Origin of the sequence: Marinobacter panjinensis, from assembly GCF_005298175.1 — a bacterium.
GTDB classification, from domain to species: Bacteria; Pseudomonadota; Gammaproteobacteria; order Pseudomonadales; family Oleiphilaceae; genus Marinobacter; species Marinobacter panjinensis.
This window is the reverse complement of the sequence record NZ_SZYH01000001.1, coordinates 1,410,865-1,435,566: the sequence shown is the minus strand read 5'-3', so window position 1 is coordinate 1,435,566 and position 24,702 is coordinate 1,410,865. Positions and strand designations below refer to the sequence as shown.

Here is a 24,702-nt window from a genome sequence, read left to right as displayed (position 1 = left end):
GTCCAGATTCGGTTTCCCGATAACAATCACAGAAGGTATGTTCTCTTTCCATGCTACTCATAATCGGTGCAGTTGTTGTAATTGCTAGCGTCCTGGGAGGGTACGTTCTCCATGGCGGTAATCTCATGGTGTTGTGGCAGCCAACCGAAATATTGATTATCGGGGGCGCAGCGGTAGGGTCATTCGTGATTGCAAACCCGTTGCACACCATCAAGGAAGTGGGCAAGGGTGTACTCATCCAGTTAACCGGTTCCCCCTATAACAAGTCCTATTACATGGACCTGCTGAGCCTGATGTATGAGGTTTTCGACAAATCCCGGAAACAGGGCGTCATGGCCATCGAAGAGGATATCGACAATCCTCAGGAGAGCCAGATTTTTACCCGCTACCCGGCCATTATGAAATCCAAATACCTGCTTGCCTTCATGACTGACTACCTGCGGATCATCAGTTCCGGGAATATGGCTACCCATGAACTGGAAGGCATGATGGAAAATGAGATCGACAGCCGCAAGCATGAGCTGGACGAGCCTGCCCATGCCGTCAACAAGATAGCGGATGCGTTGCCGGGCCTGGGCATTGTCGCGGCGGTATTGGGTATCGTTATTACCATGAATTTCCTCAGCGAGGGGCCCGAAAGAATCGGCCTCAGCGTGGCTGCGGCTCTGGTGGGTACGTTTCTGGGTATCTGGATGGGCTATGGCTTCGTCGGGCCCACCTCCATTGCCATGGAGCACTCGGCCCGATATGAGCTCAAGGCGTATGAATGTGTGAAGTCCGCGATCGTTGCGACAGTCTCCGGCCAGGCCCCGCAAATGGCCATTGAGTTTGGCCGCAAGGCATTGCCGTCGGACAAACGGCCAGGATTCCAGGAACTGAACGACCACGTGCGTTCGAAATAATCTGAGCAAAAGCCGTCGGGAGCAGTTTCTTGGAAGATCAGCCAATCATCATAAAACGAAAAAAGGTTGTCGTTGCAGGACACCACGGCGGGTCATGGAAGGTGGCCTTTGCTGATTTTGCTACGGCCATGATGGCTTTTTTTCTTGTACTCTGGCTCACCGCCACTGCCTCCCCCGAACAGATTCGTGCCGTGGAAGGCTACTTCAGGGATCCGGTGGGGTTTACCGAGGGCGGTTCGCCGAACCCCGTGGACCTTGAAGGTAGTGCCTCCGTTATCAACGAGAGCAGCGAGGATATTGAACGTAGCGATATCCAGATTGAGGATCAGGTGGTTGAGGAACTGGCTCAGACACTGGAGCAGCAACAGATGGAAGAGCTGTTCCAGGACCTCAAGGAGAGGATTGAGCAGAATGAAACCCTGCAGGAGTTCAAGGACCAACTGTTGATCGATATCACCAGCGAAGGGCTGCGAATCCAGATCGTTGACCGCTCACAGCGCCCGATGTTCGATAGCGGGCGCGCCGAGCTCAAGTATTATTCCCAGGACATCCTGTTCGAACTGGCCAAGACCCTGAGCACCGTCAACAACAAGTTGAGCATTACCGGCCACACCGATTCCACCCCATTCAGTGGCCGCCCCGGCTACACCAACTGGGAGCTGTCAGCGGATCGCGCCAACACGGCTCGCAGAGCACTGGTGGCCGGTGGCGTAAGACAGCAGCAGATTGGCCGGGTGGTGGGGCTCAGTGATTCCGTGCTGTTTGATCAGGATGACCCACAAGCGCCGGTTAACCGCCGTATTTCCATCATCGTGATGAACAAGAAAACGGCGGAAGGCATCCAGAGCAATGCCGGCAGGTCGAGCGAACCCTTGATTGACCTCACTGCGCCCTCAGAAGAGCAGCAGCAGGAGGCCATGGAGCGACTTGAGGAAGGCAACTGGAACGAAGAGAAAGAAGAGCCTGAACCCGGGGAGCTGAACTGGTAAGCCGGTTCAGTCTGCTTTCAGCCCCCGGGATTGCTGTTCCGCCATATCCTGCAGAATCCGATTGAAGCTCTTCATCCGTTCTACGCTTATCCGACCGTCTTCCGCGGCCTGGGCAATGGCGCAGCCGGGGTCGCCCATATGGCTGCAATTGCGGAACTTGCAGTGACCGATCAGGTCGCGGATCTCCCGGAAGCCGTACTCGATTTCCTGCGGCGTCATGTGCCACAGGCCGAATTCCCGGATACCCGGTGAGTCGATCAGGTCGCCGCCGCAATCGAGGTGAAAAAGCCGTGCCGTGGTGGTGGTATGGATACCCTTGCCGGTGCTTTCCGAGATGGCGCCCACCCGGATCGATTCGTCGGGAAGCAGGGTCTGGATGATCGAGGACTTGCCAACTCCGGACTGGCCCACGAATACGCTGGTCTGGTCTTTCACCAGATCCTCCACACGAACCGCCTGCTCGCCTTCAAGGGTCTTTGCCGATGTGCGTTCTGTGCGGTAGCCAAGCTTCTCATAGCGAGCCAGCAGGTTGTCGATGGACTCCCGGTTCCGGTCGGTGATCAGATCGGTCTTGTTGAGCAGGATAATCACCGGAATATCCGTGCTTTCCGCAGCTACCAGGTAACGGTCAATCAGATTGTCGTGGGGCTCAGGCTCGGGGGCAATGACCAGGATAATGTAGTCGATGTTGGCCGCAACCGGTTTGAGTGCACCGAAGTTGTCCGGTCGTTGCAGCAGGGTATTACGGTCGCAGCGGGCCACAATTACGCCAGTGCCATCGCTGCCCGGCCGCCAGATCACCTTGTCTCCAGTCACCAGGCTGTCAATGTTGGCGCGCACGAAGCAACGAAGCACCTTGCCGGTTTCCTCGCCCTCCAACGCCTCTACGTCCAGTTGCTGGCCGTAATGGGCAATGACCAATCCCTGCTGCTCGGGACCCAGGTCGCCGGCATCCAGTTTCTCACCGATGGATTCTTCTTTCCTCGCCGCCCTTGTCGCCCGTTCCTGCTGGATTTTCTTGATGCGCCATTGCTGCTGCTTGTTCAGTCGACGTTTAGCCATATCGTGGGTCGGTTTTATCCTGATGGAGAATGGTGATTGCTGTAACATCATACGTGATTCATCCACAATAGGCAGACTATGTGCAGCAACGGCCGGGCAGGGCTTTCCGGCCGTTGCCCAAAGCATGAGTTAACCGCTGGAGACTGCTGAATGCCAGAAGCTAATTATCTTGTCTGGATTGACCTGGAAATGACGGGGCTGGATCCGGAAAAAGAGCGCATCATCGAGATAGCGACCATCATTACCGATTCTGAATTGAACACGATCGAAGAAGGGCCGGTTATTGCTGTGCACCAGTCGGATAAATTGCTTGACGACATGGATGAGTGGTGCACCCGCACTCATGGCGAGAGTGGGCTGACCAAGCGGGTAAAGGACAGCAAGTTCAGCGAGATTGATGCTGAACAGAAAACCCTGGAATTCCTCCAGCGTTATCTTGAGCCGGGCCAATCACCCCTTTGCGGGAACAGCATTGGCCAGGACCGGCGCTTTCTGGTGAAGTATATGCCGGAGCTTGAAGCTTTTTTCCACTACCGTAACCTGGATGTGAGCACCATCAAGGAGCTGGCGCGGCGCTGGCGGCCGGATGTGCTGAAGGGGGTTAAAAAGAAGGGAAGTCATCTGGCCCTGGACGATATTCGTGACTCTATCGACGAACTGCGCCATTACCGGGAACACTTCTTCAAATTATAAACCGTGTCGGCCCAGGGCCCATTGCACGTGTTCCCGGACCATGTCCGACGGGTGATTGGCTCTCTGTTTCAGGGCCTCGATCACCGGAATGGTTGATGGGGCGTTGCCCAGGCCCACTGCCAGGTTTCGCAGCCACCCTTCGTAGCCGGTGCGGCGTATGGCGGAGCCTTCGGTGCGTTTGAGAAATTCTTCTTCGGTCCATAGGAACAGTGTCGCAAGCTCGCTGTTGTCCAGGCCATGGCGGGGCTGGAAATCCGGCTCGGCCGAGGGCCTGCTGAACTTGTTCCAGGGGCAGACCAGCTGACAGTCGTCGCAACCGAAGACGCGGTTGCCCATCTTTGCCCGCAGGTGTTCCGGGATACTGCCTTTCTGCTCGATGGTGAGATAGCTGATGCATTTGCGGGCGTCCAGCTTATGGGGACCTTCGAAGGCGTCCGTAGGGCAGATGTCCAGGCAAGCTGCACAGGTGCCGCAGTGTTCTTTCTCGAAGGGCGCATCTAGCGGCAACGGCGCGCTGGTGAAGATTTCCCCGAGGAAGAAGAACGACCCGGCTTTCGGGTGAATCAGCATGTTGTTCTTGCCGATCCAGCCAAGCCCGGCACGCTGGGCAAGGGCGCGTTCGAGGACCGGGGCGCTGTCCACAAAGGCCCGGTAGTCATAACCGGCCACCGCCTCGTCAATCTGCTTTGCCAGGGTCGCCAGGCGTTTTCGCATCAGTTTGTGGTAGTCGCGCCCGACCGCATAACGGGTAATATAGGCTTTCTCCCGGTTAGTGAGCACCCGGCCGGGGTTGTCGGGCGCCGGGAGGTAATCCAGCCGAACGGAAATAACCCGACGGGTTCCCTCTACCAGGGAGGTGGGGGTATAGCGTTTGTCGCCATGGTCCGCCATGTATGCCATGTCGCCGTGAAAACCTTCACGCAGCCAGTTCTTCAGCCGCTCCCCGTGGATGCCGGTATCCGGCAGGGTGATACCGGCGTCGCTGAAGCCCAGTTCAAGGGCCCAGGCGCGGATCTGGCGGGGCAGATCGTTCAGTTTTCGGTCGGTTGGATCGGTCATTGAATGCCAGTAACGAAGTTTAATTTGATTAAGTTATGACCTTTCCCACTGTTTTGCTACTCTTTACAGGTATCTGGCCGTTTTTCTTAATCCGAATTCTGTAACGGGAGCGGACTTTCATGCCCCTGTCTGGTGAACACAGCTTACCAGAAGACCTCTATTCCGCCGATGCAGTGCGGGAAATCGATCGCTATGTAATTGATCAGCAAGGGGTTGACGGATTTGAACTGATGCAGGCTGCAGCAGCCAGTGCATTTCGGCGACTGGTGCGTTACTGGCCGGAGCCGGGTCGGATTCTGGTGTTGTGTGGTGCTGGCAACAATGGTGGCGACGGTTATCTGGTCGCTGCCAATGCCGTTCGTCATGGTCTGAATGTAGACTGTCTTGCTGTCGCGCCCACTGAAAAACTGTCCGGCGACGCCCGCAAGGCATGGAAGAAAGCCGTCGAGGACGGGGTTCATGTGCGGGAAATGACGGACGTTGCTGATAGCGAAATCAGTGAGCAGTTTGTCAGTGCCGGGCTGATTGTCGACGCCATGCTGGGCACCGGCGTTTCGGGGGCACCACGAGAGCCCTTTGCCTCCATGATTGGCCAGTGCAACCAGGCTGCGGCACCAGTACTGGCAATTGATTTGCCTTCCGGACTGAATGCCACCACCGGCACCGTGGCCGGGGAAGCGGTCCGGGCGGCGGCAACGGTGACGTTTATTGGCCTCAAGGCCGGCCTGTTTACTGGCCAGGGCCCTGAGTGCGCGGGGGATGTTGCGTTTGAATCTCTGGATACGGATGACTGGGCCACCGAGAGTGGACAGCGCCCGTTGGCCCGTCGCGTGGACTGGGCCGGTATTCGTAAGGCGATACCCCGGCGCCCGAGGGCTGCTCACAAGGGGAGTTTCGGGCATGTGTTGATTGTTGCTGGTGACCGTGGCTTTGGTGGTGCCGGCCTGATGGCAGCGGAGGCTGCATCCAGATCAGGCGCTGGCATGGTTACCCTGGCGACCCGCCCGGAATACGTTGCGCCTGCTCTGGCTCGTTGCCCGTCAGTCATGGTTCAGGGGCTTATTCACGGTTCTGAATTGCCGCCGCTGATCAGTGCTGCGGATGTGATTGTCTGCGGCCCCGGTATTGGCCAGGGTGCGTGGGGGCAGCAGATGCTCCAGCAGGTGGTGGCCAGCGGCAAGCCCCGGGTGCTGGACGCCGATGCCTTGAACCTGATGGCGTCACGGGTTGCACAGCCAGCGGACAACCATATTCTTACTCCGCATCCCGGAGAAGCGGCGCGTCTGCTTGAATGCGGGGTAGCTGACATCGAGAACGACCGGGTACGGGCTGCAGAGAAGCTTCATCAGCTTTTCGGCGGCGTTGTCCTGCTCAAGGGCGCAGGTACGGTTGTGGCTTCCGGGTCAGGGGTGCCTGATGTTGTCAGTGGTAGTAACCCCGGGATGGCAACCGGTGGTATGGGAGATGTGCTTTCCGGAATATTGGGAAGCCTGTATGCGCAGCTTGAAGATCCTCATCTTTCCGCTTCGGCAGCCGCAGCCCTTCATCTGGCGGCGGCAAACCGGGCTACGGAAACCCGGGGCTACATGGGATTGCTGCCCATGGATGTCATTGAGGCTCTGCCGCAGGTGCTGATGGAGTCAGAGCGAAAATCAGCGGGCAGGCAGGGTGTACGCGGGCTGGCTGACGGCAGGGCTGAAGAGTAATGAACGTTGCAGTGGACGAGCTCAGGCTTTACCTGAAAAATGAGCTGGATACAGAACAGCTGGGCAGGATTCTGGCCGGGCTGGTCAGCGAGAGCGGCCAGGGATTAGTGGTGTTCCTGGAAGGGGATCTCGGTATGGGAAAGACGACCCTGAGTCGGGGAATCATGCGTGGCCTTGGTCATGAAGGCGCCGTCAAAAGCCCGACCTACACCATCGTTGAGCCCTATGAGCATTTGACGCCGCCAGCCTACCACTTTGACCTTTATCGGCTTGGTGATCCGGAAGAGCTTGAATACATGGGCATCCGGGATTATTTCCAGGGTCAGAATCTGTGCGTTATCGAGTGGCCCGGGCGTGGCCAGGGTATTCTCCCAGAACCGGATCTGCTGGTTCGTTTGGGTAAAAGCGGTGATGGGCGCAGAGCCCAGGTTTCAGCACCAACAACCCGAGGCGGCAGTTTGCTGGCCCGGATTGGTGCTCAGTGGCCCCCGGGGCAGGGACATTAATCGTGTGTGATCAGTGCAGGTGTGCAGGATGATGAATATAAGAACGTTTTCCAGATGGTTTCTTGCTGCGGGCATGGCGTGGTCATTGATGGTTCCGCTGGCGGCGATGGCGGGCGTCAGTGTGGAAAGTGCCCGGATCTGGCCGGCGCCGGACCATACACGACTGGTGCTGGACGTTGGCGGCAAGATTGATCACAAGGTATTTGCGCTCTCTGGTCCGTCGAGACTGGTCATTGACCTCAAGAATGCCAGCCTCAAAACCGATTTTGACAAGCTTGATCTGTCCGGTAGTCCGGTTCGCCGGATTCGCAGTGCTCCCCGTAACGGAAATGACCTTCGGGTAGTTCTGGATCTCAAGAGTGATATCAAGCCACGGAGTTTCGAGCTGGAGCCGAATCAGCAATATGGCCACCGGCTGGTGGTGGATCTGATCGATGAGGGCGGTCTGAAGGCCCGGAAGCCTGCGGAGCCGACCATTTCCCAGAACAGCAACGGCAAGCGCGATATTATTGTGGTAGTCGACGCCGGCCATGGTGGAGAAGATCCCGGCGCGATCGGCCCTCGCGGCACACGCGAGAAAGACGTGGTGCTGAAAATGGCCAAAACCCTGGCAGACCTGATAGAGGCCAAGCCCGGGTATACTGCCAGGCTTACTCGTAACGGCGACTACTACATCGACCTCCGCAGTCGCACGTTGCTTGCCCGAAAGCACAATGCGGATCTGTTTGTTTCCGTTCACGCAGATGCGTTCCGTACGCCGCAGCCAAGGGGCGCCTCGGTGTTTGCGCTGTCGCAACGGGGCGCCACCAGTGAAACGGCCCGTTGGCTGGCGAAAAGCGAAAACCGGTCGGACCTGATTGGTGGGGCTGGTGGCGTTTCGCTGGATGGTCGTGACGAGATGCTGGCGGGTGTTCTGCTGGATCTTTCTATGACGGCCAGCATCAATTCCAGTCTTGGTGTGGGTAGCTCCATCCTTGGCAGGCTTGGCAGTGTGGCCAAGCTCCACAAGAAGGGCGTTGAGCAAGCTGCATTTGCCGTGCTGAAGTCGCCGGATATTCCGTCGATCCTTGTTGAGGCCGGGTTCATATCGAACCCCAAGGAAGAGCAGAACCTGTCCAGTTCCTGGTATCGCGAAAAGCTCTCCAGAGCGGTTTTCGAAGGTATCGATGACTATTTCCAGAAAACACCGCCCCCGGGTACCTTGTTGGCGTGGCAGAAACAGAACAGTCAGGGCGCAGGAAGTGTCAGCCAGTATCGCATCCGCAGGGGGGATACACTCTCGGGGCTCGCGAAGGAGAATCAGACAAGCGTCAGCGAACTGATGCAGTATAACGGCCTCAATGATGACCGTGTTATGGTAGGGCAAACCATTCGTATTCCCGCATCCTGAAACGAGGTATCCCGGTAGCATGCCCTCCATTCGATTACTGACTCCGCGCCTGGCAAACCAGATTGCTGCCGGCGAGGTGGTTGAGCGCCCGGCTTCGGTCGTCAAGGAACTGGTAGAAAACGCGCTCGACGCCGGCGCTCGCCGGGTTGATATCGAGATCGAGCAGGGTGGTGTCAAGCTCATCCGGGTTCGTGACGACGGCAGCGGTATCGACGAAGTCGATCTTCCTCTGGCCCTCAGCCGGCACGCAACCAGCAAGATCGAGAACCTGGATGATCTTGAAGCCGTTGCGTCCCTCGGTTTTCGCGGTGAGGCCCTGGCGAGCATCAGTTCCGTTTCCCGGCTGGCGTTAACCTCGCGCACCGAACGCCAGGAGGCGGCCTCCAGGGTGGAGGTGGAAGGGCGCGATATGGATGCCAGCATCTCGCCGGCCGCCCACCCTGTGGGAACGACGGTGGAAGTCCGGGACCTGTTTTTTAATACGCCGGCCCGCAGAAAGTTTCTCCGTACCGAAAAAACCGAATTCAATCATGTGGACGAGTGCGTCCGGCGTCAGGCCCTGAGCCGTTTTGATACCGGTTTCACGCTCCGCCATAACCAGCGGGTGGTCCAGAGCCTGCGGCCAGCGGAAAATCCCCTGGACCGTGAGCGTCGGATCGGTTCCCTGTGTGGGCAGCAGTTCATCGACAATGCCGTGGTGATTGATGCCGAGGCCACGGGGCTGAAACTCTGGGGCTGGGTAGCGCTGCCTACCTTTTCCCGCAGCCAGGCGGACCTCCAGTACTTTTTCGTCAACGGGCGGGTTATCCGCGATCGGCTGGTGGCTCATGCGGTCCGTCAGGCATACCGGGATGTGCTCTATAACAACCGGCACCCGGCCTTCGTACTGTACCTGGAAGTGGACCCTGCCAACGTGGACGTGAATGTTCACCCCACCAAGCACGAGGTGCGTTTCCGCGACGGACGCCTGGTTCATGATTTCATCTTCCGCACCCTTCACAAGGCATTGGCAGATGTGCGGCCGGACGATCATCTGAGGGGCGCCGTGGCCGAGTCCCATGGGCGCGAATCTGGCGGGGTTTCAGGTGGTTATGGCACCCAGGTTGCCATGTCCGACGTGAACCCTCGGCCAGCTACTGATCCGTTTGCAGGAGCACCCGGGCAGCAGCCTGCCGGTTTTTCCGGTAGCCAGCGGCCACCGCAGCATGAGTGGCAGGCCCGCGACCAGATGGCGTTCTATCAGTCCCTCAATCAGGGTGGTGGTGTGAATGGCCAGCCTGCCATGGCTGATACCGGCGAACTGGCGGTAGCGTCGCCTACGCCACCACAGAGCAGTGCCGATGAACCGCCGCTGGGTTACGCCATTGCTCAACTGCATGGCATATATATCCTCGCCCAGAGCCGCCAGGGCATGATTGTGGTTGATATGCACGCGGCTCACGAGCGCATCACTTACGAACGCATGAAGCGGGCACTGGAAGCCCAGGACCTCAAGAGTCAGCCACTTCTGGTGCCGGTGTCACTGGCAGTCAGCCAGAAGGAGGCAGCGCTGGCGGAAACCCATGGAGAGGAGCTTTTGCAGCTGGGGCTCAGAGTTGAGCGGATTGGTCCGGAAACCCTGGCCGTTCGCCAGGTTCCGGCCCTGTTGCGGGGTGCTGACACCGAGCAACTGGTGCGGGATGTGCTGTCGGACCTGATTGAGAATGGCGAAAGCGACCGTGTCGAAGCCGTCACCCACGAACTGCTCGGCACCATGGCCTGCCATGGTTCGGTAAGAGCAAACAGGCAGTTGACCATCCCCGAAATGAACACCTTGTTGCGAGACATGGAGGCCACGGAGCGAAGTGGCCAGTGCAACCATGGCCGGCCTACCTGGACCGTGGTCACGCTGTCCGAGCTGGACAAGCTGTTCCTGCGGGGGCGTTAACGTTTCCATGACGGCATTCACTGTTGATGGCGCCAGGCCCCCCGCCATATGCCTGATGGGCCCTACCGCCTCCGGCAAGACCGATCTGGCAATTGAGCTTTGCCGTCGCCTGCCCTGCGATATCGTCAGTGTTGATTCGGCGATGATATACCGGGGCATGGATATCGGTACCGCCAAACCTTCAGCAGAGGAGCTCGCCCGGGCCCCTCACCGGTTGATTGATATCTGTGATCCGGCAGACACCTATTCTGCTGCGGATTTTCGCCGTGACGCCCTGCGTGAAATGGCCGAAATTACGTCAGCCGGCCGGATCCCGCTGTTGGTGGGCGGCACCATGATGTATTTCAAGGCCTTGCTTCACGGCATGTCTGATCTGCCCTCCGCTGATCCAGGCATTCGGCAGGTCCTGGAGCAGGAGGCGCTGGAAAAAGGGTGGGGTGCCCTGCATCGCGAACTGGAAGAGCGGGACCCGGTGGCAGCCAGACTCATTCACCAGAATAACCGGCAACGACTGGTCCGGGCCCTTGAAGTGATTCGCCTGACCGGGCGCCCGATTTCCTCACTATGGGAGAAGAAGCCCGGCAGCCAACTCGCCAGCGGCGATAACAACAGGGGCGGTGTTGAGGATTACACCTATTTTACCCAATGGCAGGCAGACGAAACGCCGACTCTTCCGTATACTGTGGTGCAGCTTGCGATGGCCCCTGCTGACAGGCGGGTACTCCATGAAAGAATCAACCTGCGTTTTCAGGCAATGCTGAGAGCCGGTTTTCTCGAAGAGGTCAGGGCGCTGATGGCCAGAGGCGATCTGCATCCCGGCCTGCCTTCCATGCGTTGTGTCGGCTATCGACAGGCCTGGTCCCATCTGGCGGGTGATAGCGACTACAGCACCATGGTGGAAAAAGGCTCTGCCGCTACACGGCAGCTCGCCAAGCGACAGCTGACCTGGTTGCGAAAGTGGTCCGATTTGGACTGGCTGGACAGTGGCGACAAACTTATGTCAGACACTGCCTTGAAAATTATTGAATTTCGCACCACATTTAAACCTTGATAATGACGATCTGCCTTTACTTATAAACAGGAGAAAACACATGTCAAAAGGGCACTCTCTACAAGACCCTTACCTCAATGCATTACGCAAGGAGCGCATTCCGGTTTCCATCTTTCTGGTCAATGGCATCAAGCTTCAGGGCCAGATTGAGTCTTTCGACCAGTTCGTGATTTTGCTGAAAAACACTGTCAGCCAGATGGTCTATAAGCACGCCATTTCCACAGTGGTCCCTGCGCGGAATGTTCGTATCCCGCCACAGGCGCCAGGTGGGGAAGAATCTGAGGACTGATTTACCCGGTAATGCCGGTATTACCACCCGCGCTCCCTATGGGCCTGAACTGGCCTGGAGGGCCGCGGGTGTTTGTTTTGTGCCCGGCTTTGTTGCCGGGTGTATTGACTGTTATAACCTGACTGATCCGGAGTTTTTGCTACTTGTTTGAGCGTCCCAAGGTTGGTGAGCGGGCGATTCTCGTTCACATTGAGTTTTCTTCCGATGAAGAGTCCGAGGATCTGGGCGAATTTCGCGAACTGGTCTGGTCCGCGGGGGTTGAACCCGTTGGTGTTGTTACCGGCTCCCGGAAACAACCCAGCCCGAGGCTGTTTGTAGGCAAGGGCAAACTGGAAGAGATCCGTGATGCGGTGGCCGCGAACGAAGCCGACGTGGTTCTGTTCAATCATGCCCTGAGCCCCAGTCAGGAACGCAATATTGAGCGGGAGCTGCAGTGCCGGGTACTTGACCGCACCGGTGTGATTCTGGATATATTTGCCCAGCGTGCCCGCACCCATGAGGGCAAGCTACAGGTAGAGCTGGCCCAGTTGGAGCATATGTCCACCCGCCTGATCCGGGGCTGGACCCACCTTGAGCGGCAAAAGGGCGGTATCGGCCTGCGCGGCCCGGGTGAAACCCAGTTGGAAACCGACAGGCGACTGCTGCGAGAGCGGATCAAGTCCATCCACCGCCGGCTGGAAAAGGTTCGCAAGCAACGCAATCAGGGCCGCCGGGCCCGCAAGCGCGCAGATATCCCGACGGTATCGCTGGTGGGTTATACCAACGCCGGAAAGTCTACGCTGTTCAACCGCATCACCACCTCCACCGTATATGCGGCAGATCAGCTGTTTGCTACCCTTGACCCGACACTCAGGCGGCTGGAACTTCCGGATATCGGGCCGGTCGTAATGGCCGATACCGTGGGGTTTATCCGTCATTTGCCCCACAAACTGGTTGAAGCCTTCCGCGCCACTCTGGAAGAGACCACGGAAGCATCCATTCTTCTGCATATCATCGACTGCCATGACAGTCGGCGCGAAGAGAACATGGAGCAGGTGGAAGAGGTGTTGACGGAAATCGGGGCGGACGAAATTCCTGTACTGCAGGTATTCAACAAGATTGATTTGCTGGACAACTTCGAGCCGCGAATTGAACGTAACGAAGATGGCATACCGGTGCGGGTCTGGGTCTCAGCGGTTACCGGAGCAGGCCTCGATGGACTGTTCGATACCATTGTGGAACGGCTCGCTGAAGATGTGATTCACCAATTTCTGGTGCTGGGCCCGGCTGATGGCAAGCTGCGGGCGCTTTTGCACCAGGCTGGGTCCGTGCTCAGCGAGAATCACCGGGATGACGGCAACTCGATCATCGAAGTGCGCCTTCAGTACCGGGACTGGTTACAGTTACTGAGCCGGGCTGACGTTCGGGAAAAAGACGTAAAGCTTGACGAGCAACGTACATAGACAGGCTGTGCTATTGCCGGGGCGCTTATAAATCCCTAGTATTTGCAGCCATTCGACACGCTTGAAACGGAGAAAACTATGGCCTGGAATGAACCGGGTGGAAACCGCAATGACAATGACCCCTGGGGAACCGGTGGCGGTCGTGGCGGCAATGATCAGGGTCCACCAGACCTCGACGAGGCGTTGAAAAAAGGCCTCGACAAGCTTAACAAGCTGCTGGGTGGCAAGGGCAACAAATCCGGAGGCAACGGTGGACCTTCCTCCGGTGGAGGCTCCAGTGCCGGCGGTATTGGAGCGATCCTTGCCCTGGCAGCCATCATTTTTGTTGGATACGTTGTATTTCAGTCCTTCTACACCGTGAATGAGCAGGAACGGGCGGTTGTGCTGCGCTTCGGTGAGTTCAGTCGCACTGAGCCCCCCGGTCTGCGTTTCAAGGTTCCGTTGATCGACAACGTCAACCTGGTGAGGGTGACCAGTGTACGAAACACGGAATCCACCGGGCAGATGTTGACCCAGGACGAGAATCTCGTGTCGGTGGATCTGCAGGTTCAATATCGTGTTGGTGATGCCAGGGCCTACGTGCTCAACGTCCGCGATTCCAATCAAGCGCTGGCATTTGCGACCGACAGCGCACTGCGCCATGAAGTTGGCAGCTCGACCCTGGACGATGTGTTGACAGAGGGGCGTGCTGAGCTGGCTGTTCGCGTTGAACAGCGTCTTCAGACCTTCCTGGAAGAGTATGGTACCGGGTTGTCAATCGTCCGTGTCAACGTCGAGAGCACCCAGCCACCCGATGCGGTGCAGGACGCGTTCCGGGAGGTTCAGCGTGCCCGTGAAGATGAGCAGCAGTTGAAAGAAGAGGCGGAAACCTACCGCAATAAAGTAGTTCCTGAAGCTCGTGGCCGGGCCCAGCGCCTGACTGAAGAGGCCTCGGCCTACAAGGAGGAGGTGATCGAGCGCGCCCGTGGTGAAACCTCGCGCTTCCTGGCGGTACTCGGTGTGTACGAGACAGCTCCGGAGGTTACCCGTGAGCGCATGTACATCCAGGCCCTTGAAGGTGTTCTGTCGAGAACCAGCAAGGTGCTGGTGGACACGCAAAGCAGCGACAACATGATGTTTCTGCCCCTGGACAGGCTGACCAACAGGGCGGGCACAGGTTCCGACAGTCAGGATAATTCCGGCTCTGGCAGCAGCAATATCGATATCCAGACCCTGTCGGATCAGGTTGTGCAGGAACTGCGTGGCAGGCAAGACAGTGGCGTTCGGAGGAGTAGATAATGATGGGACCCAAAAGCATTGCGGGCCTTGCAGGCGCCCTGATCGTCGTGCTTGTAGCGCTATCCAGCGTGTACATTATTCCGGAGACCCATCGTGGAGTGTTGCTTCGGTTCGGTGAGTTGATCCAAACGGACATCGAGGCGGGCCTTCACTTCAAGGTGCCGGTGATCGATCAGGTGCGGGAATTCGATGTCCGGCTGCTGACCACTGACTTGCCGTCGCGTCAGTACCTGACCATCGAGAAAAAGCCACTGGATGTGGACTCCTACATTGCCTGGAAAATCCGCGATGTGGATCAGTTCTATCGGGCCACCGGTGGCGACGAATACCGTGCGTCTGAACTTCTGATGTCCCGGGTGGACAACGGGCTGCGTGATGAATTCGGTGTGCGCACCATGGTTGAGGTGGTTTCCGGTCAGCGTGATGAATTGATGATAGCGCTGACGGAGCGCGTCAACGAAACGGCGCAGAACGAATTCGGTATTCGGGTGGTGGATATCCGCGTCAAGGCCATCGAGTTTCCGGGGCAGGTGAGTCAGAACGTTTATCGTCGTATGGCCACTGAGCGTGAGAAGCTGGCGCAGGAATTCCGCTCCCGCGGTCGCGAGCTCGCCGAAGGCATCCGCGCCGATGCGGATCGTCAACGCACGATCGTTCTGGCTGAGGCGTTTGCCAAGGCAGAAGAAATGCGTGGTGAAGGTGATGCCCAGGCAGCCCAGATCTATGCCGATGCCTATGGTTCAGACAGCGAGTTCTATAGCTTCTATCGCAGCCTTGAAGCCTATCAGAACACGTTTGCGAACGAAGACGACATCATGGTTATCGACACTGACAGTGAGTTCCTCAGGTACCTGAAGGATCCACAGGGAAGCCGCTGATTAACGTTGCGGTGACGACAAAACCGGAATACCTCGGTATTCCGGTTTTTTTGTGCCTGCCAACAGTGTAAAATTCTGCCGGTTTTGGTTCGGGTTTTTATCTTTCCCCGGACATCGCCCTAAATCCTGTGCAATCCCGTGGCCGCAGTTTTCGCTATGGGGCAGAACGGACAACCGAATCTCATGACAGTATCTGACCGCTGGCTACTGCCGGATGGCGTGGAAGATATCCTTCCGCCACTGGCTGGACAGATTGAATCCCTGCGCCGGGACGTAATGGATACCTGCCAGCACTGGGGCTACCAGCTGGTTATCCCGCCGCTGATCGAATACCTGGAATCGCTGTTTACCGGCACCGGACACGATCTGGAACTCCAGACCTTCAAGCTCACTGACCAGCTTACCGGGCGGATGATGGGGCTGCGGGCAGACATGACGCCCCAGGCAGCGCGTATTGATGCCCATACCCTGGGCCAGGAGGGGATTACCCGACTCTGTTACGCCGGCCACGTCCTGCACACCCGACCGCGCCATATGTTGACTGGCCGCACGCCCATCCAGGCCGGCTGCGAACTGTTTGGCAGTGCTTCTGAATCGGCAGACATGGAAGTGATCAGCCTGATGCTGGAAACCCTGCGGCTCTCCGGCCTGCCGCGGATCCACCTGGATCTGGCCCATGTAGCGATCTACGAGTCTCTGGTAGGCGAAGCTGGATTTGACCGTGATACCGGGGCGGCCATCTTCGATGCCATGGCGCGGAAATCGGTACCTGAGCTGGACGAACTGTTGGGCGATTGTGCGCCGGGTTCCGCCGGAAGCATGCTCAGGGAACTGGCACGGGTCAGTGGTGGGCGAGAGGCACTTGCCGAGGCCAGGCGCATTCTTGAAGGTGCACCAAAGCCGCTTGTTCAGGCCCTCGAACAATTGGAGCGGGTGGCGGAGATGCTGGCCGCCAACTACCCGGAGGTGAGCTTCGGTTTCGATTTCTGTGAACTTCGCGGCTACAACTACCACACGGGCCTGGTCTTTGCGGCTTATGTGCCCGGCCACGGCGATGCGGTCGCCAAAGGTGGCCGGTATGATTCTATCGGCAGTGATTTTGGCCGCGCACGCCCGGCCACCGGGTTCAGCCTGGACATCCGCGCCCTGGTCTCCCTGGGACAGCGTATCCGGCCAGCAGGCAAAGCAATCTGGGCCCCGGCAGAGCAGGATCCCGCCCTTGGCGGCGTTATCTCCGGGTTGCGAATGACTGAAACCGTTGTCAGGGCCTTGCCTGAGGACGAAGGCGTTGATCCGCGGTCCCGCAATTGCGACCGGGTTCTGGTAAAGCGTGACGGCCAGTGGGTCGTAGAGCAGCTGGGCTGATACCAACTGGGCTGATGCCAAAGGGTACCGAGCCACTCATTTACAGGTAAACCTGCGGATATTCCGTCGACCGGTGAAACCGCACTGAGAGAGAGTCATGGGTAAAAACGTTGTAGTACTGGGCACCCAATGGGGTGACGAAGGAAAAGGCAAGATTGTTGACCTGCTGACCGATAAGGTCGCTGCCGTGGTGCGTTTTCAGGGCGGGCACAATGCCGGTCACACACTGGTTATTGAAGGCAAGAAAACAGCCCTTCACCTGATCCCTTCCGGTATCCTGCGCAAAAATGTCCAGTGCCTGATTGGTAACGGCGTGGTTCTCTCTCCGGAAGCGCTGCTGAAGGAAGTCCGGGAACTCGAGGGCAACGGTGTTGCTGTGCGTGACCGGCTCAAGATCAGCCTCGCCTGCCCCATCATCCTCAAGACCCACGTTCGAATTGATCAGGCCAGGGAGCGTGCGCGAGGTGTCGACAAGATCGGCACTACCGGCCGCGGCATTGGTCCGGCTTATGAAGACAAGGTTTCCCGTCGAGGGGTTCGCGTTGGCGACCTGTGCGATCCGCAAAGCTTCAAAGAGAAGCTGCAGGAAATCGTGTCCTACCACAATTTCGTGCTGACCGAGTATTTCCGGGAAGAGCCGGAAGACATTGACCAGGCGTTTGCCGAGCTGATGTCCATGGGCGAGGAAATTCTGCCGATGTCCGCCGATGTGACGGATATCCTCCATGATTTGCGCAAGCGCGGTGAACACATCCTGTTCGAGGGCGCCCAGGGCTCACTACTGGATATAGACCTGGGTACCTATCCGTATGTCACATCCTCGAACACCACAGCCGGCGGTACCGCGACCGGAACCGGTTTCGGACCGCTGTTCCTGGATTATGTACTGGGTATCACCAAGGCCTACACCACGCGTGTTGGATCCGGCCCGTTCCCGACCGAACTGTTTGACGACATGGGCCAGCATCTGGCTGTAAAGGGTAATGAAATCGGCACCACCACTGGCCGTTCACGTCGTTGTGGCTGGTTTGACGCCGTCGCGCTGCGCCATGCCATCCAGATCAACAGCGTATCGGGCATCTGCCTGACCAAGCTGGACGTGCTGGATGGCATGGATACCGTGAAGGTATGTATCGGCTACAAGACACCCAAGGGTGAAATCACTCGTCCACCCATCGGGTGTGACACCTACAAAGATATCGAGCCGTTATTTGCCGAGCTGCCAGGCTGGAAGGAGAGCACGGTAGGGCTGACCGGCCTGGACCAGTTGCCGGAGAACGCCAAGGCCTATATCCGGTTCCTGGAAGAGCAGATCGAGGCGCCCATCGATATTATCTCCACCGGCCCTGACCGAGTCGAAACCATCATACTCCGCCATCCCTTCGGCGAGTAAGCCGTGAGGGTTGTCGCGGGTGGCTTCAGGGCTTGTCCGCGATAACCGTCGCCCTTTTCGGTCCCGGATAGCCCTCAATAGTTTTCGTCGGGTCCTCCGGGTCCAGGAAGTCCTGTAGTGACTGGAAGCGCATCCAGTCCGTACTGCGCTGCTCTTCGGTGGTGGTTTCTGTCACGTCCACCACGCGGGCATTGCGAAAACCGGTCCGGTCCAGCCATCGCAGCAGCGTATCGCAGCTGGGCAGGAACCACACATTCCGCATCTGGCCGTAGCGGTCCTCGGGCATCAGGCTATAGCCCTCCGGTCCATCCGCAATCAGTGTTTCCAACACCAGTTCGCCGCCCGGGCGAAGGGTGTCTTTCAGTTCCAGCAAGTGGTCCAGCGGTGAGCGTCGGTGATAGAGCACGCCCATCGAAAAGGTGGTATCGAAAGCCTCCAGTTTTGCCGGCAGGTCCTCCATGCGGATGGGCAGCAGGTCGATGCGCTGCTCCGGCCCCACGTACTGTTTGACGCCCAGAAACTGGAACAGGAACAGGAGCCCGGGATCTATACCGATGACCCGCCCGGCACCTTCTCCCAGCATTCGCCAGCAGTGATAGCCGGAACCACACCCCACATCCAGTATCTGGCGGCCGCTCAGGTCCGACAGGTAGGGCGATACCCGGTCCCATTTCCAGTCGGAACGCCACTCGGTATCGATATAGGTGCCAAAGACATCGAATGGGCCCTTGCGCCACGGCATGAGCCCACGCAGCCCCTGTTCGAGCTGTGCGGTGGTATCTGTGGGCAGCGGCTGCTCCGTGCTCAGGGTAATGGCTGAGCGGTTGAGGTCCGCCTGCACCGCGGAAATCTCTGGCAATGTATCCAGCGCCCGCATCCAGCGTGCGATATCGCCGTGAGGGTTTTCATCAAAGCGTTTGTGAAGTTGCTGCTGTAGCAGGGTTCGCCAGTGTGCGAGCCCGCGGCTGTCGAGGTCATCAAACAGTGAGGCAAAGCACCCCTTCCAGTCGAAAGTCGTCATGAAAGCTCCGTTCAGGGCGATTTGATGGCGAGCATGGACACAAAATTGAAGCACTGATACCACACCAGTACCCGATCGAAACCCGCCTCCGTCAGCCGTTGCCGGTGCTCCGCCAGCGTTTCGGGAATCAGCACCTGCTCCAGGGCGGACCGCTTCTGGCTGATCTCCAGGTCGGAGTAGCCGTTGGCCCGCTTGAACTCGTGATGCAATTGCGTCTGTATCGCCTGTTCCGCCTCGGATTCAAAGCGGATTTTCTCGGAGAGGATCAGCACGCCTCCGGGCAGGGTGGCATCGGCAATGCGTTTCATCAGTTCTCCGCGGCTTTCCGGCGCTACGAACTGCAGGGTGAAATTCAGGGTGGTGACCGAAGCCTTGTCGATAAAAGTGTCCAGAATATCTTCGCAGCGCAGGGACACGGGCAAGGGATGGTCATCCAGAGCAATGTAGTGTTCACAGCGTTCGATCATGGCGGCAGAGTTGTCCACGCCCGTCAGGGTGCAATCCCGGTCACCAATACCGTGGCGCATCGCCAGGGTGGAGGCGCCCAGGGAACAGCCCAGGTCAAAACAGTGGCTGCCGGGGCGGGCGTATTGCTCGGTAATGACTTCGATCATCGGAATTATGGTGGTATAGCCTGGCACGGAGCGGCGGATCATGTCCGGGAATACCCGCGCTACCGACGTATCGAAACGGAAATCTTCGGTTTCACGCTCGCTGGCAAACAGCCGGTCCAGTGCTTGCCCCGGTTTTTTGTTGCTGTCACTCATTGTTCGCCGGCTCCTGCCCTTCCTGGACGGGCTGGCTGTGCACCGGAGCGGGCCTACGGCTGCAGCGGACACCCCGGTTCTTGTAATCGACGAGAATGCCGCGGAAGTCAGGGTCCACATCAGCGGCAATGGCCAGATAACCCTGTTCACAGACGGCGTGAAGCTCCGAAGACTTGGGCGACATGCGGAAGTCTTCCCCGGGTGTGATGTGAATTGCCTCAAATTCACCCACCGGCACATGATCCTTATTGTCCGAGTGATCAATCTTGCCGCTGGCCTCCAGCACGATGACGGTCGCGATAATGGTGCCAATAGCTGTCGCAATCAGGCTGCGTACCGTGAATCTGGCCTCACTCTGGCTCATCGGGAATTCTCCGGTCTGTCGGTTTTGCCGGCCTCAGTACTGGCCGGGAACATTAATGGAAGGGGCTTGCAGTGCCGCGAGTTGTTCCCGTAGCGACAGGATCTGGTCGGACCAGAAACGGGGCTGGGCGAACCAGGGGAAGAAACGCGGGAAGGCGGGATCGTCCCAGCGCTTGGCCAGCCAGGTGCAGTGGGATATCTGCCGGTAACAGCGCAGGGGTTCGATCAGGTGACGCTCCCGGCGATTGAACTCCCGGAACATCTCATAGCCTTCCAGCAATTCGCCAAACTGCTGACCGCGCTCGATATCGTCTCCGTTCAGCAACAGCCAGAGATCCTGGATGGCGGGTCCGGTGCGGCAATCGTCCAGGTCCACAAACAGCATCTGCTCTTCACGACAAAGGATATTGCCGCCATGGCAGTCGCCGTGCAGTCGCAGGGAATGAACCTCACCGGCGTCGTCGATGCGGCGGGCGCAATGGTCCACCAGGTCGGGAATCAGCGAATCCCAGGCCGGGCGAAGGTCATCGGGTACCCAACGGTTGTCCGTCAGAAACCGGTTGCTCTTCTCAATGCCGGAGAGTACGGACATAACGGGTCGGTGGGTGAAGCTGGCGGTATCACCGATATTGTGCAACTGCCCCAGCCACTGGCCAAGGCGATAGAGAGTGTCGGTGACACTGGTATCCGGGGCCTGTCCGCCCCGCTGGGGGAAAACGGCGAATAGGAAGTCATCGCAGCGGCCAAGGGTATCACCGGACGGCATCACCATGGGCGCTACCACGGGAATGTCGGCGGCCAGCAGTTGCGCGGTAAACTCATGCTCTTCGCGGATCTGGGCTTCGCTCCAGCGTCCTGGGCGGTAGAACTTGGTAATCACCGGTGGCTTGTCTTCAATACCGATCTGGTAAACACGGTTTTCATAGCTGTTCAGGGCAAACAGCCGGCCATTAACGATGAACCCCGCATCCTCCATGGCATCCAGGATCTTGTCTGGTTTTAGATTGTCGTAGGGATGGCTCGAGATCTCGGTCATAAATAAGCGTTAGCGCCTCGAACTTTGTTGGGCCTGCATCTGGGCAAGGTGGTACCAGTTTTCGTCCAGCTCCCAGCGAACCCGGTCTACACCGCTGGCGCTGAGAACGATATCACCGGCCCTGGCCTGAACCTGGGCCAGTTCACGTTCTGCCCGCTGCCAGTCCCGGTGGTTGTCGCCCAGATTGCGCATGCTGGGAAAAATAGTGCTCAGAGCTTCGTGGGTCGATGTCTCGTGCGAGCGCAGGGAACTCATGATGGCGGTGCTTCCCTCCACCCTCAACACCCGGTGCTGGTAGGGGTAGTTGGCCACCATGTTGTCAGCCTTCAGGGCCTGGTTGAGGCTGATAACCTCAAAGCCGCGCCAGCCAAGCCAGCCGACAAATATGGCCGCGACCATCATTACAATTATAAACTGCTTCCTGTCAGACATCGTTTACCTGCTCCGTGCGCTTTTTTCTGGGGCAAGTATAACGTTTCAGGGCCGCTACAGTAACGCGAATAGGGCAAACTCCCACAGACAGGCAAAGGAAAGTTGAATTCCGATGACGGACAGGGAAATACTCCAGGCAGATACGGTCGTGATCGGCGCCGGCATTGTCGGCCTTGCCGTCGCCAGGCAACTGGCGATGCAGGGTAACGAGGTGCTGGTACTGGAAGCCAATGGGCACTTCGGTGAGGGACTGTCATCCCGTAACAGTGAGGTTATCCATGCCGGCATCTATTATCCTGAGGACTCCGTCAAGGCGAGATTGTGCGTTCGGGGCCGACATTTGCTCTATGACTTCTGCCGTCAGCGCCACATCGGACACCGTAAAACCGGCAAGTGGATTGTCGCCCGGGGCCAGGTGCAACAGGACAAGCTCGTTAGTATAGCCCGGCAGGCCGAGCGCAACGGTGTTGTACTGCAAAGGGTGGGCCGCGACGTGTTGCAGGCGGAGCTGCCAGGGGCCGTTGCCGATGAGGCGCTGTATTCTCCGGAGACCGGTATTGTGGATAGTCATGGGGTGATGCTGGCGTTGCTGGGAGACCTTGAGGACCTTGGCGGTCAGCTTGTCTGTCACGCACCGGTGGAGCGTGCTGTCATCAGTGGCGGCCAACACTGCCTGCGGGTAGGCGGTCAGGCGCCGTGCGAGCTGGTTGCCCGGCGTGTGGTGAACTCCGCGGGCCTCGATGCGGTTGCGCTGGCGTCCCGCTGGGAAGGCGTCCCTGAGGCAATGGTGCCGCAACAGTGGCTGGCGCGCGGGGTTTATTTCAGCTACTCCGGTCGACATCCCTTCAGGTCCCTCATCTATCCGGTGCCAGAGCCGGGCGGCCTGGGCGTTCACCTGACTCTGGATCTCGCCGGCCAGGCTCGGTTCGGGCCGGATGTGGAGTGGATAGAGCAGGTGGATTTCTCGGTAGATCCGGGCCGGGTGCGAGCGTTTGCTGACAGTGTTCAGCAATGGTGGCCGGACCTGGATGAAAGCCGTCTGCAACCTGCCTATGCCGGCATCCGCCCCAAACTGACCGGGCCGGATGGCGGGTTTGCGGATTTCCGTATCGATGGTGAGACAGACCATGGTGTTCCCGGACTGGTGCACCTGTTTGGCATTGAGTCTCCCGGTTTGACAGCATGCCTGGCGATTGCCGAAGAGGTGGCTGAAAAATTGGGCGAGTGACTTTTCCGGCTACCCCGGGGTCCTTGCCAGTGCCCACACCTGAACATCCGCCGCGCCAGCTGCCAGCAAGGCTTCCGTCAGGCTCCGTGCGGTGGCGCCAGTGGTCACGACATCATCAACAATGGCAATACTTGAAGGCGGAGTGGACGCAACCCGGTAAATGCCCCGCAGGTTGGCCTGCCGTTCTTCCCGGTTCAGGCCCCGCTGGGGCCGGGTTCGACGATTACGGGTGACGAGATCGGTGGTCCAGGGTATGCCTGACCGCTTGCTGATCTGCTCGGCAATATCCGCTGCCTGGTTGAATCCCCGCTTGCGACGACGGGCCGGGTGCATCGGGCTGGCTACCAGCAAATCCGGCCTGTGCTCCGGACTGGCATCCAGAATCGACACCAGATGGTCTGTAAAGTCATGGATCAGCGGACGGGCAAACACACGCTGGCCGTTATATTTGTAGCGCTGGATCATGCTGTCGACGGGGAAGCGGTACCGCCAGGGTGCTATCACACGACTGAACGGTGGTAAATCCTGCAGGCACTGGCCGCAGAGTGTCTGATCGCCGGCGAATGCCAGGGGCAGGGCGCAGCAGCGGCAATGCCAGCGATTGGCGGGCAAGTCCTGGCGGCAGGGAGCGCAAAGTCCGAAGTGGGCATCAGGCGACAGGCACGCGACACACTGTCCGCCACCGGAAGGCAGAAGGCCTCGAAGATCTCGTACAGAGCCGTGAATCCATTCTTTGCTGTTAACCTTTGGTGTTAACAAGGTTGACAGCGATCTCAGTCCCTTTATCATCTGTTTCATCCGTAAACCAGATTCCCGGTAAAGTTAACAGGACTGAATCATGACTGCCACCGCGCTCTCCACCACACCCCGCCACGACTGGACCATGCAGGAAGCCCGCGCACTGTTCGAGCTTCCGTTCAACGATCTGGTGTTCCGTGCCCAGAGCGTCCACCGTGAGCATTTTGACCCCAACGAGGTTCAGATCAGCACGCTGCTGTCGATCAAGACCGGTGCCTGTCCGGAGGACTGCAAGTACTGCCCACAGAGCGGCCATTACAACACCGGTCTGGAAAAGGAAAAGCTTCTGGAGATCGAAAAAGTGGTTGCCGAAGCGAAGGCAGCCAAGGCAAAAGGCGCCTCCCGCTTCTGCATGGGTGCAGCCTGGCGCAGCCCTTCGAAGAAGGATATGGGCTACGTGGTGGACATGGTGCGCCAGGTGAAATCCTTGGGCCTGGAAACCTGTATGACCCTTGGCATGCTGCAACAGGAGCAGGCGGATGAGCTGGCCAGTGCCGGGCTGGATTACTACAACCACAACCTCGATACATCCGAGAAGTACTACAGCCACATCATTACCACCCGCACTTACCAGGATCGGCTGGATACCCTGGAAAATGTTCGCAATGCCGGTATGAAAGTCTGTTGCGGCGGCATAGTCGGCATGGGAGAAGACCCGGATGACCGGGTGGGCCTGCTGGTGCAACTGGCAAATCTGCCTCATCATCCGGAAAGTGTGCCGGTAAACATGCTGGTGAAGGTGCCGGGTACGCCGATGGAAGATGTGGAAGACCTGGACCCGTTCGACTTTATTCGCACCATTGCGGTTGCCCGCATCATGATGCCGGCCTCCCACGTGCGTCTGTCTGCGGGCCGGGAGAACATGAATGAGCAGATGCAGTCCCTGTGTTTCCTGGCGGGCGCCAATTCGATTTTCTATGGCGAGAAGCTGCTGACTACCTCAAATCCCGAGGCCGATGCGGACCGTGAGCTGTTTAACCGTCTGGGTATTCGTCCTGAAGAGCGGGAGCAGGCCTGCTCGGAACAGGAAGCGGAAGAAGCCATCACCGAGGCCGTGGAATACGAGCAGACCCGCCACATGTTCTACGACGCCACCCGCGAATCCGCGTAAACAGGTAACCGTCGGG

General features: G+C 58.4%; 24 protein-coding genes. 16 read left to right on the top strand and 8 right to left on the bottom strand.

Going from position 1 to position 24,702, the window contains the following annotated elements; translation table 11 throughout:
• The first annotated feature begins 50 nt into the window (after positions 1-50).
• Positions 51-902, top strand: a complete 852-nt coding sequence (gene motA / locus FDP08_RS06485) for a flagellar motor stator protein MotA (protein ID WP_137435173.1) — start codon at positions 51-53, stop codon at positions 900-902.
• Positions 903-931: 29 nt separating this feature from the next.
• The gene (gene motB, locus FDP08_RS06480; RefSeq protein ID WP_137435172.1) at positions 932-1,891 is read left to right on the top strand and encodes a flagellar motor protein MotB; all 960 of its coding nucleotides are present in this window, start codon (positions 932-934) and stop codon (positions 1,889-1,891) included.
• Positions 1,892-1,897: 6 nt separating this feature from the next.
• Here motB and rsgA read toward each other — a convergent pair whose 3' ends face one another.
• Positions 1,898-2,953, bottom strand: coding sequence for a small ribosomal subunit biogenesis GTPase RsgA (rsgA, locus tag FDP08_RS06475; RefSeq protein ID WP_137435171.1), 1,056 nt, complete (start codon positions 2,951-2,953; stop codon positions 1,898-1,900).
• Positions 2,954-3,103: 150 nt separating this feature from the next.
• On the opposite strand from rsgA, the gene orn reads away from it, so the two are divergent.
• Positions 3,104-3,646, top strand: coding sequence for an oligoribonuclease (gene orn, locus FDP08_RS06470; RefSeq protein ID WP_137435170.1), 543 nt, complete (start codon positions 3,104-3,106; stop codon positions 3,644-3,646).
• On the opposite strand, the gene queG is transcribed toward orn, so the two are convergent.
• Positions 3,641-4,705 carry a tRNA epoxyqueuosine(34) reductase QueG gene (queG, locus tag FDP08_RS06465; protein ID WP_137435169.1) on the bottom strand — a complete coding sequence of 355 codons (1,065 nt, stop codon included), beginning with the start codon at positions 4,703-4,705 and terminating at the stop codon, positions 3,641-3,643. The two genes, orn and queG, sit on opposite strands and share 6 nt — an antisense overlap.
• A 119-nt stretch (positions 4,706-4,824) precedes the next feature.
• Between queG and FDP08_RS06460 the strand changes: the two genes are divergently transcribed.
• The 11 genes from FDP08_RS06460 to FDP08_RS06410 all read left to right on the top strand — a co-directional run bounded on the left by FDP08_RS06460 (position 4,825) and on the right by FDP08_RS06410 (position 17,930).
• Positions 4,825-6,411, top strand: coding sequence for an NAD(P)H-hydrate dehydratase (locus FDP08_RS06460; RefSeq protein ID WP_137435168.1), 1,587 nt, complete (start codon positions 4,825-4,827; stop codon positions 6,409-6,411).
• Positions 6,411-6,917 carry a tRNA (adenosine(37)-N6)-threonylcarbamoyltransferase complex ATPase subunit type 1 TsaE gene (tsaE, locus tag FDP08_RS06455; RefSeq protein ID WP_137435167.1) on the top strand — a complete coding sequence of 169 codons (507 nt, stop codon included), beginning with the start codon at positions 6,411-6,413 and terminating at the stop codon, positions 6,915-6,917. Before FDP08_RS06460 ends, tsaE begins: the two co-directional genes overlap by 1 nt.
• A 73-nt stretch (positions 6,918-6,990) precedes the next feature.
• The gene (locus FDP08_RS06450) at positions 6,991-8,307 is read left to right on the top strand and encodes an N-acetylmuramoyl-L-alanine amidase (protein ID WP_137437245.1); all 1,317 of its coding nucleotides are present in this window, start codon (positions 6,991-6,993) and stop codon (positions 8,305-8,307) included.
• Between the two features lie 19 nt (positions 8,308-8,326).
• Entirely contained in the window at positions 8,327-10,234 is a 1,908-nt protein-coding gene (gene mutL, locus FDP08_RS06445) for a DNA mismatch repair endonuclease MutL (RefSeq protein ID WP_137435166.1), read from the top strand.
• A gap of 7 nt (positions 10,235-10,241) precedes the next feature.
• Positions 10,242-11,285, top strand: coding sequence for a tRNA (adenosine(37)-N6)-dimethylallyltransferase MiaA (miaA, locus tag FDP08_RS06440; protein WP_137435165.1), 1,044 nt, complete (start codon positions 10,242-10,244; stop codon positions 11,283-11,285).
• A gap of 40 nt (positions 11,286-11,325) precedes the next feature.
• Positions 11,326-11,574, top strand: a complete 249-nt coding sequence (gene hfq, locus FDP08_RS06435) for an RNA chaperone Hfq (RefSeq protein WP_007154829.1) — start codon at positions 11,326-11,328, stop codon at positions 11,572-11,574.
• Positions 11,575-11,717: 143 nt separating this feature from the next.
• Positions 11,718-13,016, top strand: a complete 1,299-nt coding sequence (hflX, locus tag FDP08_RS06430; protein WP_137435164.1) for a ribosome rescue GTPase HflX — start codon at positions 11,718-11,720, stop codon at positions 13,014-13,016.
• Between the two features lie 78 nt (positions 13,017-13,094).
• A complete protein-coding gene (gene hflK / locus FDP08_RS06425) occupies positions 13,095-14,294 on the top strand; it encodes an FtsH protease activity modulator HflK (protein ID WP_137435163.1) in 1,200 nt (399 codons plus the stop codon).
• Positions 14,295-14,296: 2 nt separating this feature from the next.
• On the top strand, positions 14,297-15,172 hold the full coding sequence (hflC, locus tag FDP08_RS06420) for a protease modulator HflC (protein ID WP_137437244.1): 876 nt from the start codon (positions 14,297-14,299) through the stop codon (positions 15,170-15,172).
• Between the two features lie 183 nt (positions 15,173-15,355).
• A complete protein-coding gene (locus FDP08_RS06415) occupies positions 15,356-16,537 on the top strand; it encodes an ATP phosphoribosyltransferase regulatory subunit (RefSeq protein WP_137435162.1) in 1,182 nt (393 codons plus the stop codon).
• Positions 16,538-16,634: 97 nt separating this feature from the next.
• The gene (locus FDP08_RS06410; protein WP_137435161.1) at positions 16,635-17,930 is read left to right on the top strand and encodes an adenylosuccinate synthase; all 1,296 of its coding nucleotides are present in this window, start codon (positions 16,635-16,637) and stop codon (positions 17,928-17,930) included.
• 25 nt (positions 17,931-17,955) lie between these two features.
• Here FDP08_RS06410 and cmoB read toward each other — a convergent pair whose 3' ends face one another.
• Genes cmoB through FDP08_RS06385 form a run of 5 tightly spaced genes read right to left on the bottom strand, consistent with a single transcriptional unit; the run spans position 17,956 to position 21,549 of the window.
• Positions 17,956-18,951, bottom strand: coding sequence for a tRNA 5-methoxyuridine(34)/uridine 5-oxyacetic acid(34) synthase CmoB (cmoB, locus tag FDP08_RS06405; protein WP_137435160.1), 996 nt, complete (start codon positions 18,949-18,951; stop codon positions 17,956-17,958).
• Between the two features lie 11 nt (positions 18,952-18,962).
• The gene (gene cmoA, locus FDP08_RS06400; RefSeq protein ID WP_137435159.1) at positions 18,963-19,718 is read right to left on the bottom strand and encodes a carboxy-S-adenosyl-L-methionine synthase CmoA; all 756 of its coding nucleotides are present in this window, start codon (positions 19,716-19,718) and stop codon (positions 18,963-18,965) included.
• Complete coding sequence (locus tag FDP08_RS06395; protein WP_137435158.1) at positions 19,711-20,082, bottom strand: PA3694 family proteiin; 372 nt, start codon at positions 20,080-20,082, stop codon at positions 19,711-19,713. Before FDP08_RS06395 ends, cmoA begins: the two co-directional genes overlap by 8 nt.
• 33 nt (positions 20,083-20,115) lie before the next feature.
• Positions 20,116-21,117, bottom strand: coding sequence for a serine/threonine protein kinase (locus tag FDP08_RS06390; RefSeq protein WP_137435157.1), 1,002 nt, complete (start codon positions 21,115-21,117; stop codon positions 20,116-20,118).
• A gap of 9 nt (positions 21,118-21,126) precedes the next feature.
• Positions 21,127-21,549 (bottom strand): hypothetical protein, encoded by a 423-nt coding sequence (locus FDP08_RS06385; RefSeq protein ID WP_137435156.1) that lies wholly within the window; start codon positions 21,547-21,549, stop codon positions 21,127-21,129.
• A gap of 112 nt (positions 21,550-21,661) precedes the next feature.
• On the opposite strand from FDP08_RS06385, the gene FDP08_RS06380 reads away from it, so the two are divergent.
• The gene (locus FDP08_RS06380) at positions 21,662-22,777 is read left to right on the top strand and encodes an NAD(P)/FAD-dependent oxidoreductase (protein ID WP_137435155.1); all 1,116 of its coding nucleotides are present in this window, start codon (positions 21,662-21,664) and stop codon (positions 22,775-22,777) included.
• Between the two features lie 9 nt (positions 22,778-22,786).
• Here FDP08_RS06380 and FDP08_RS06375 read toward each other — a convergent pair whose 3' ends face one another.
• Entirely contained in the window at positions 22,787-23,575 is a 789-nt protein-coding gene (locus FDP08_RS06375; protein ID WP_228263246.1) for a ComFC family protein, read from the bottom strand.
• A 40-nt stretch (positions 23,576-23,615) separates the two neighbouring features.
• Here FDP08_RS06375 and bioB point away from each other — a divergent pair, with 40 nt between their 5' ends.
• Positions 23,616-24,686: a biotin synthase BioB gene (gene bioB, locus FDP08_RS06370; protein ID WP_137435154.1), complete on the top strand. Its 1,071-nt coding sequence runs from the start codon at positions 23,616-23,618 to the stop codon at positions 24,684-24,686.
• Positions 24,687-24,702 lie beyond the last annotated feature (16 nt).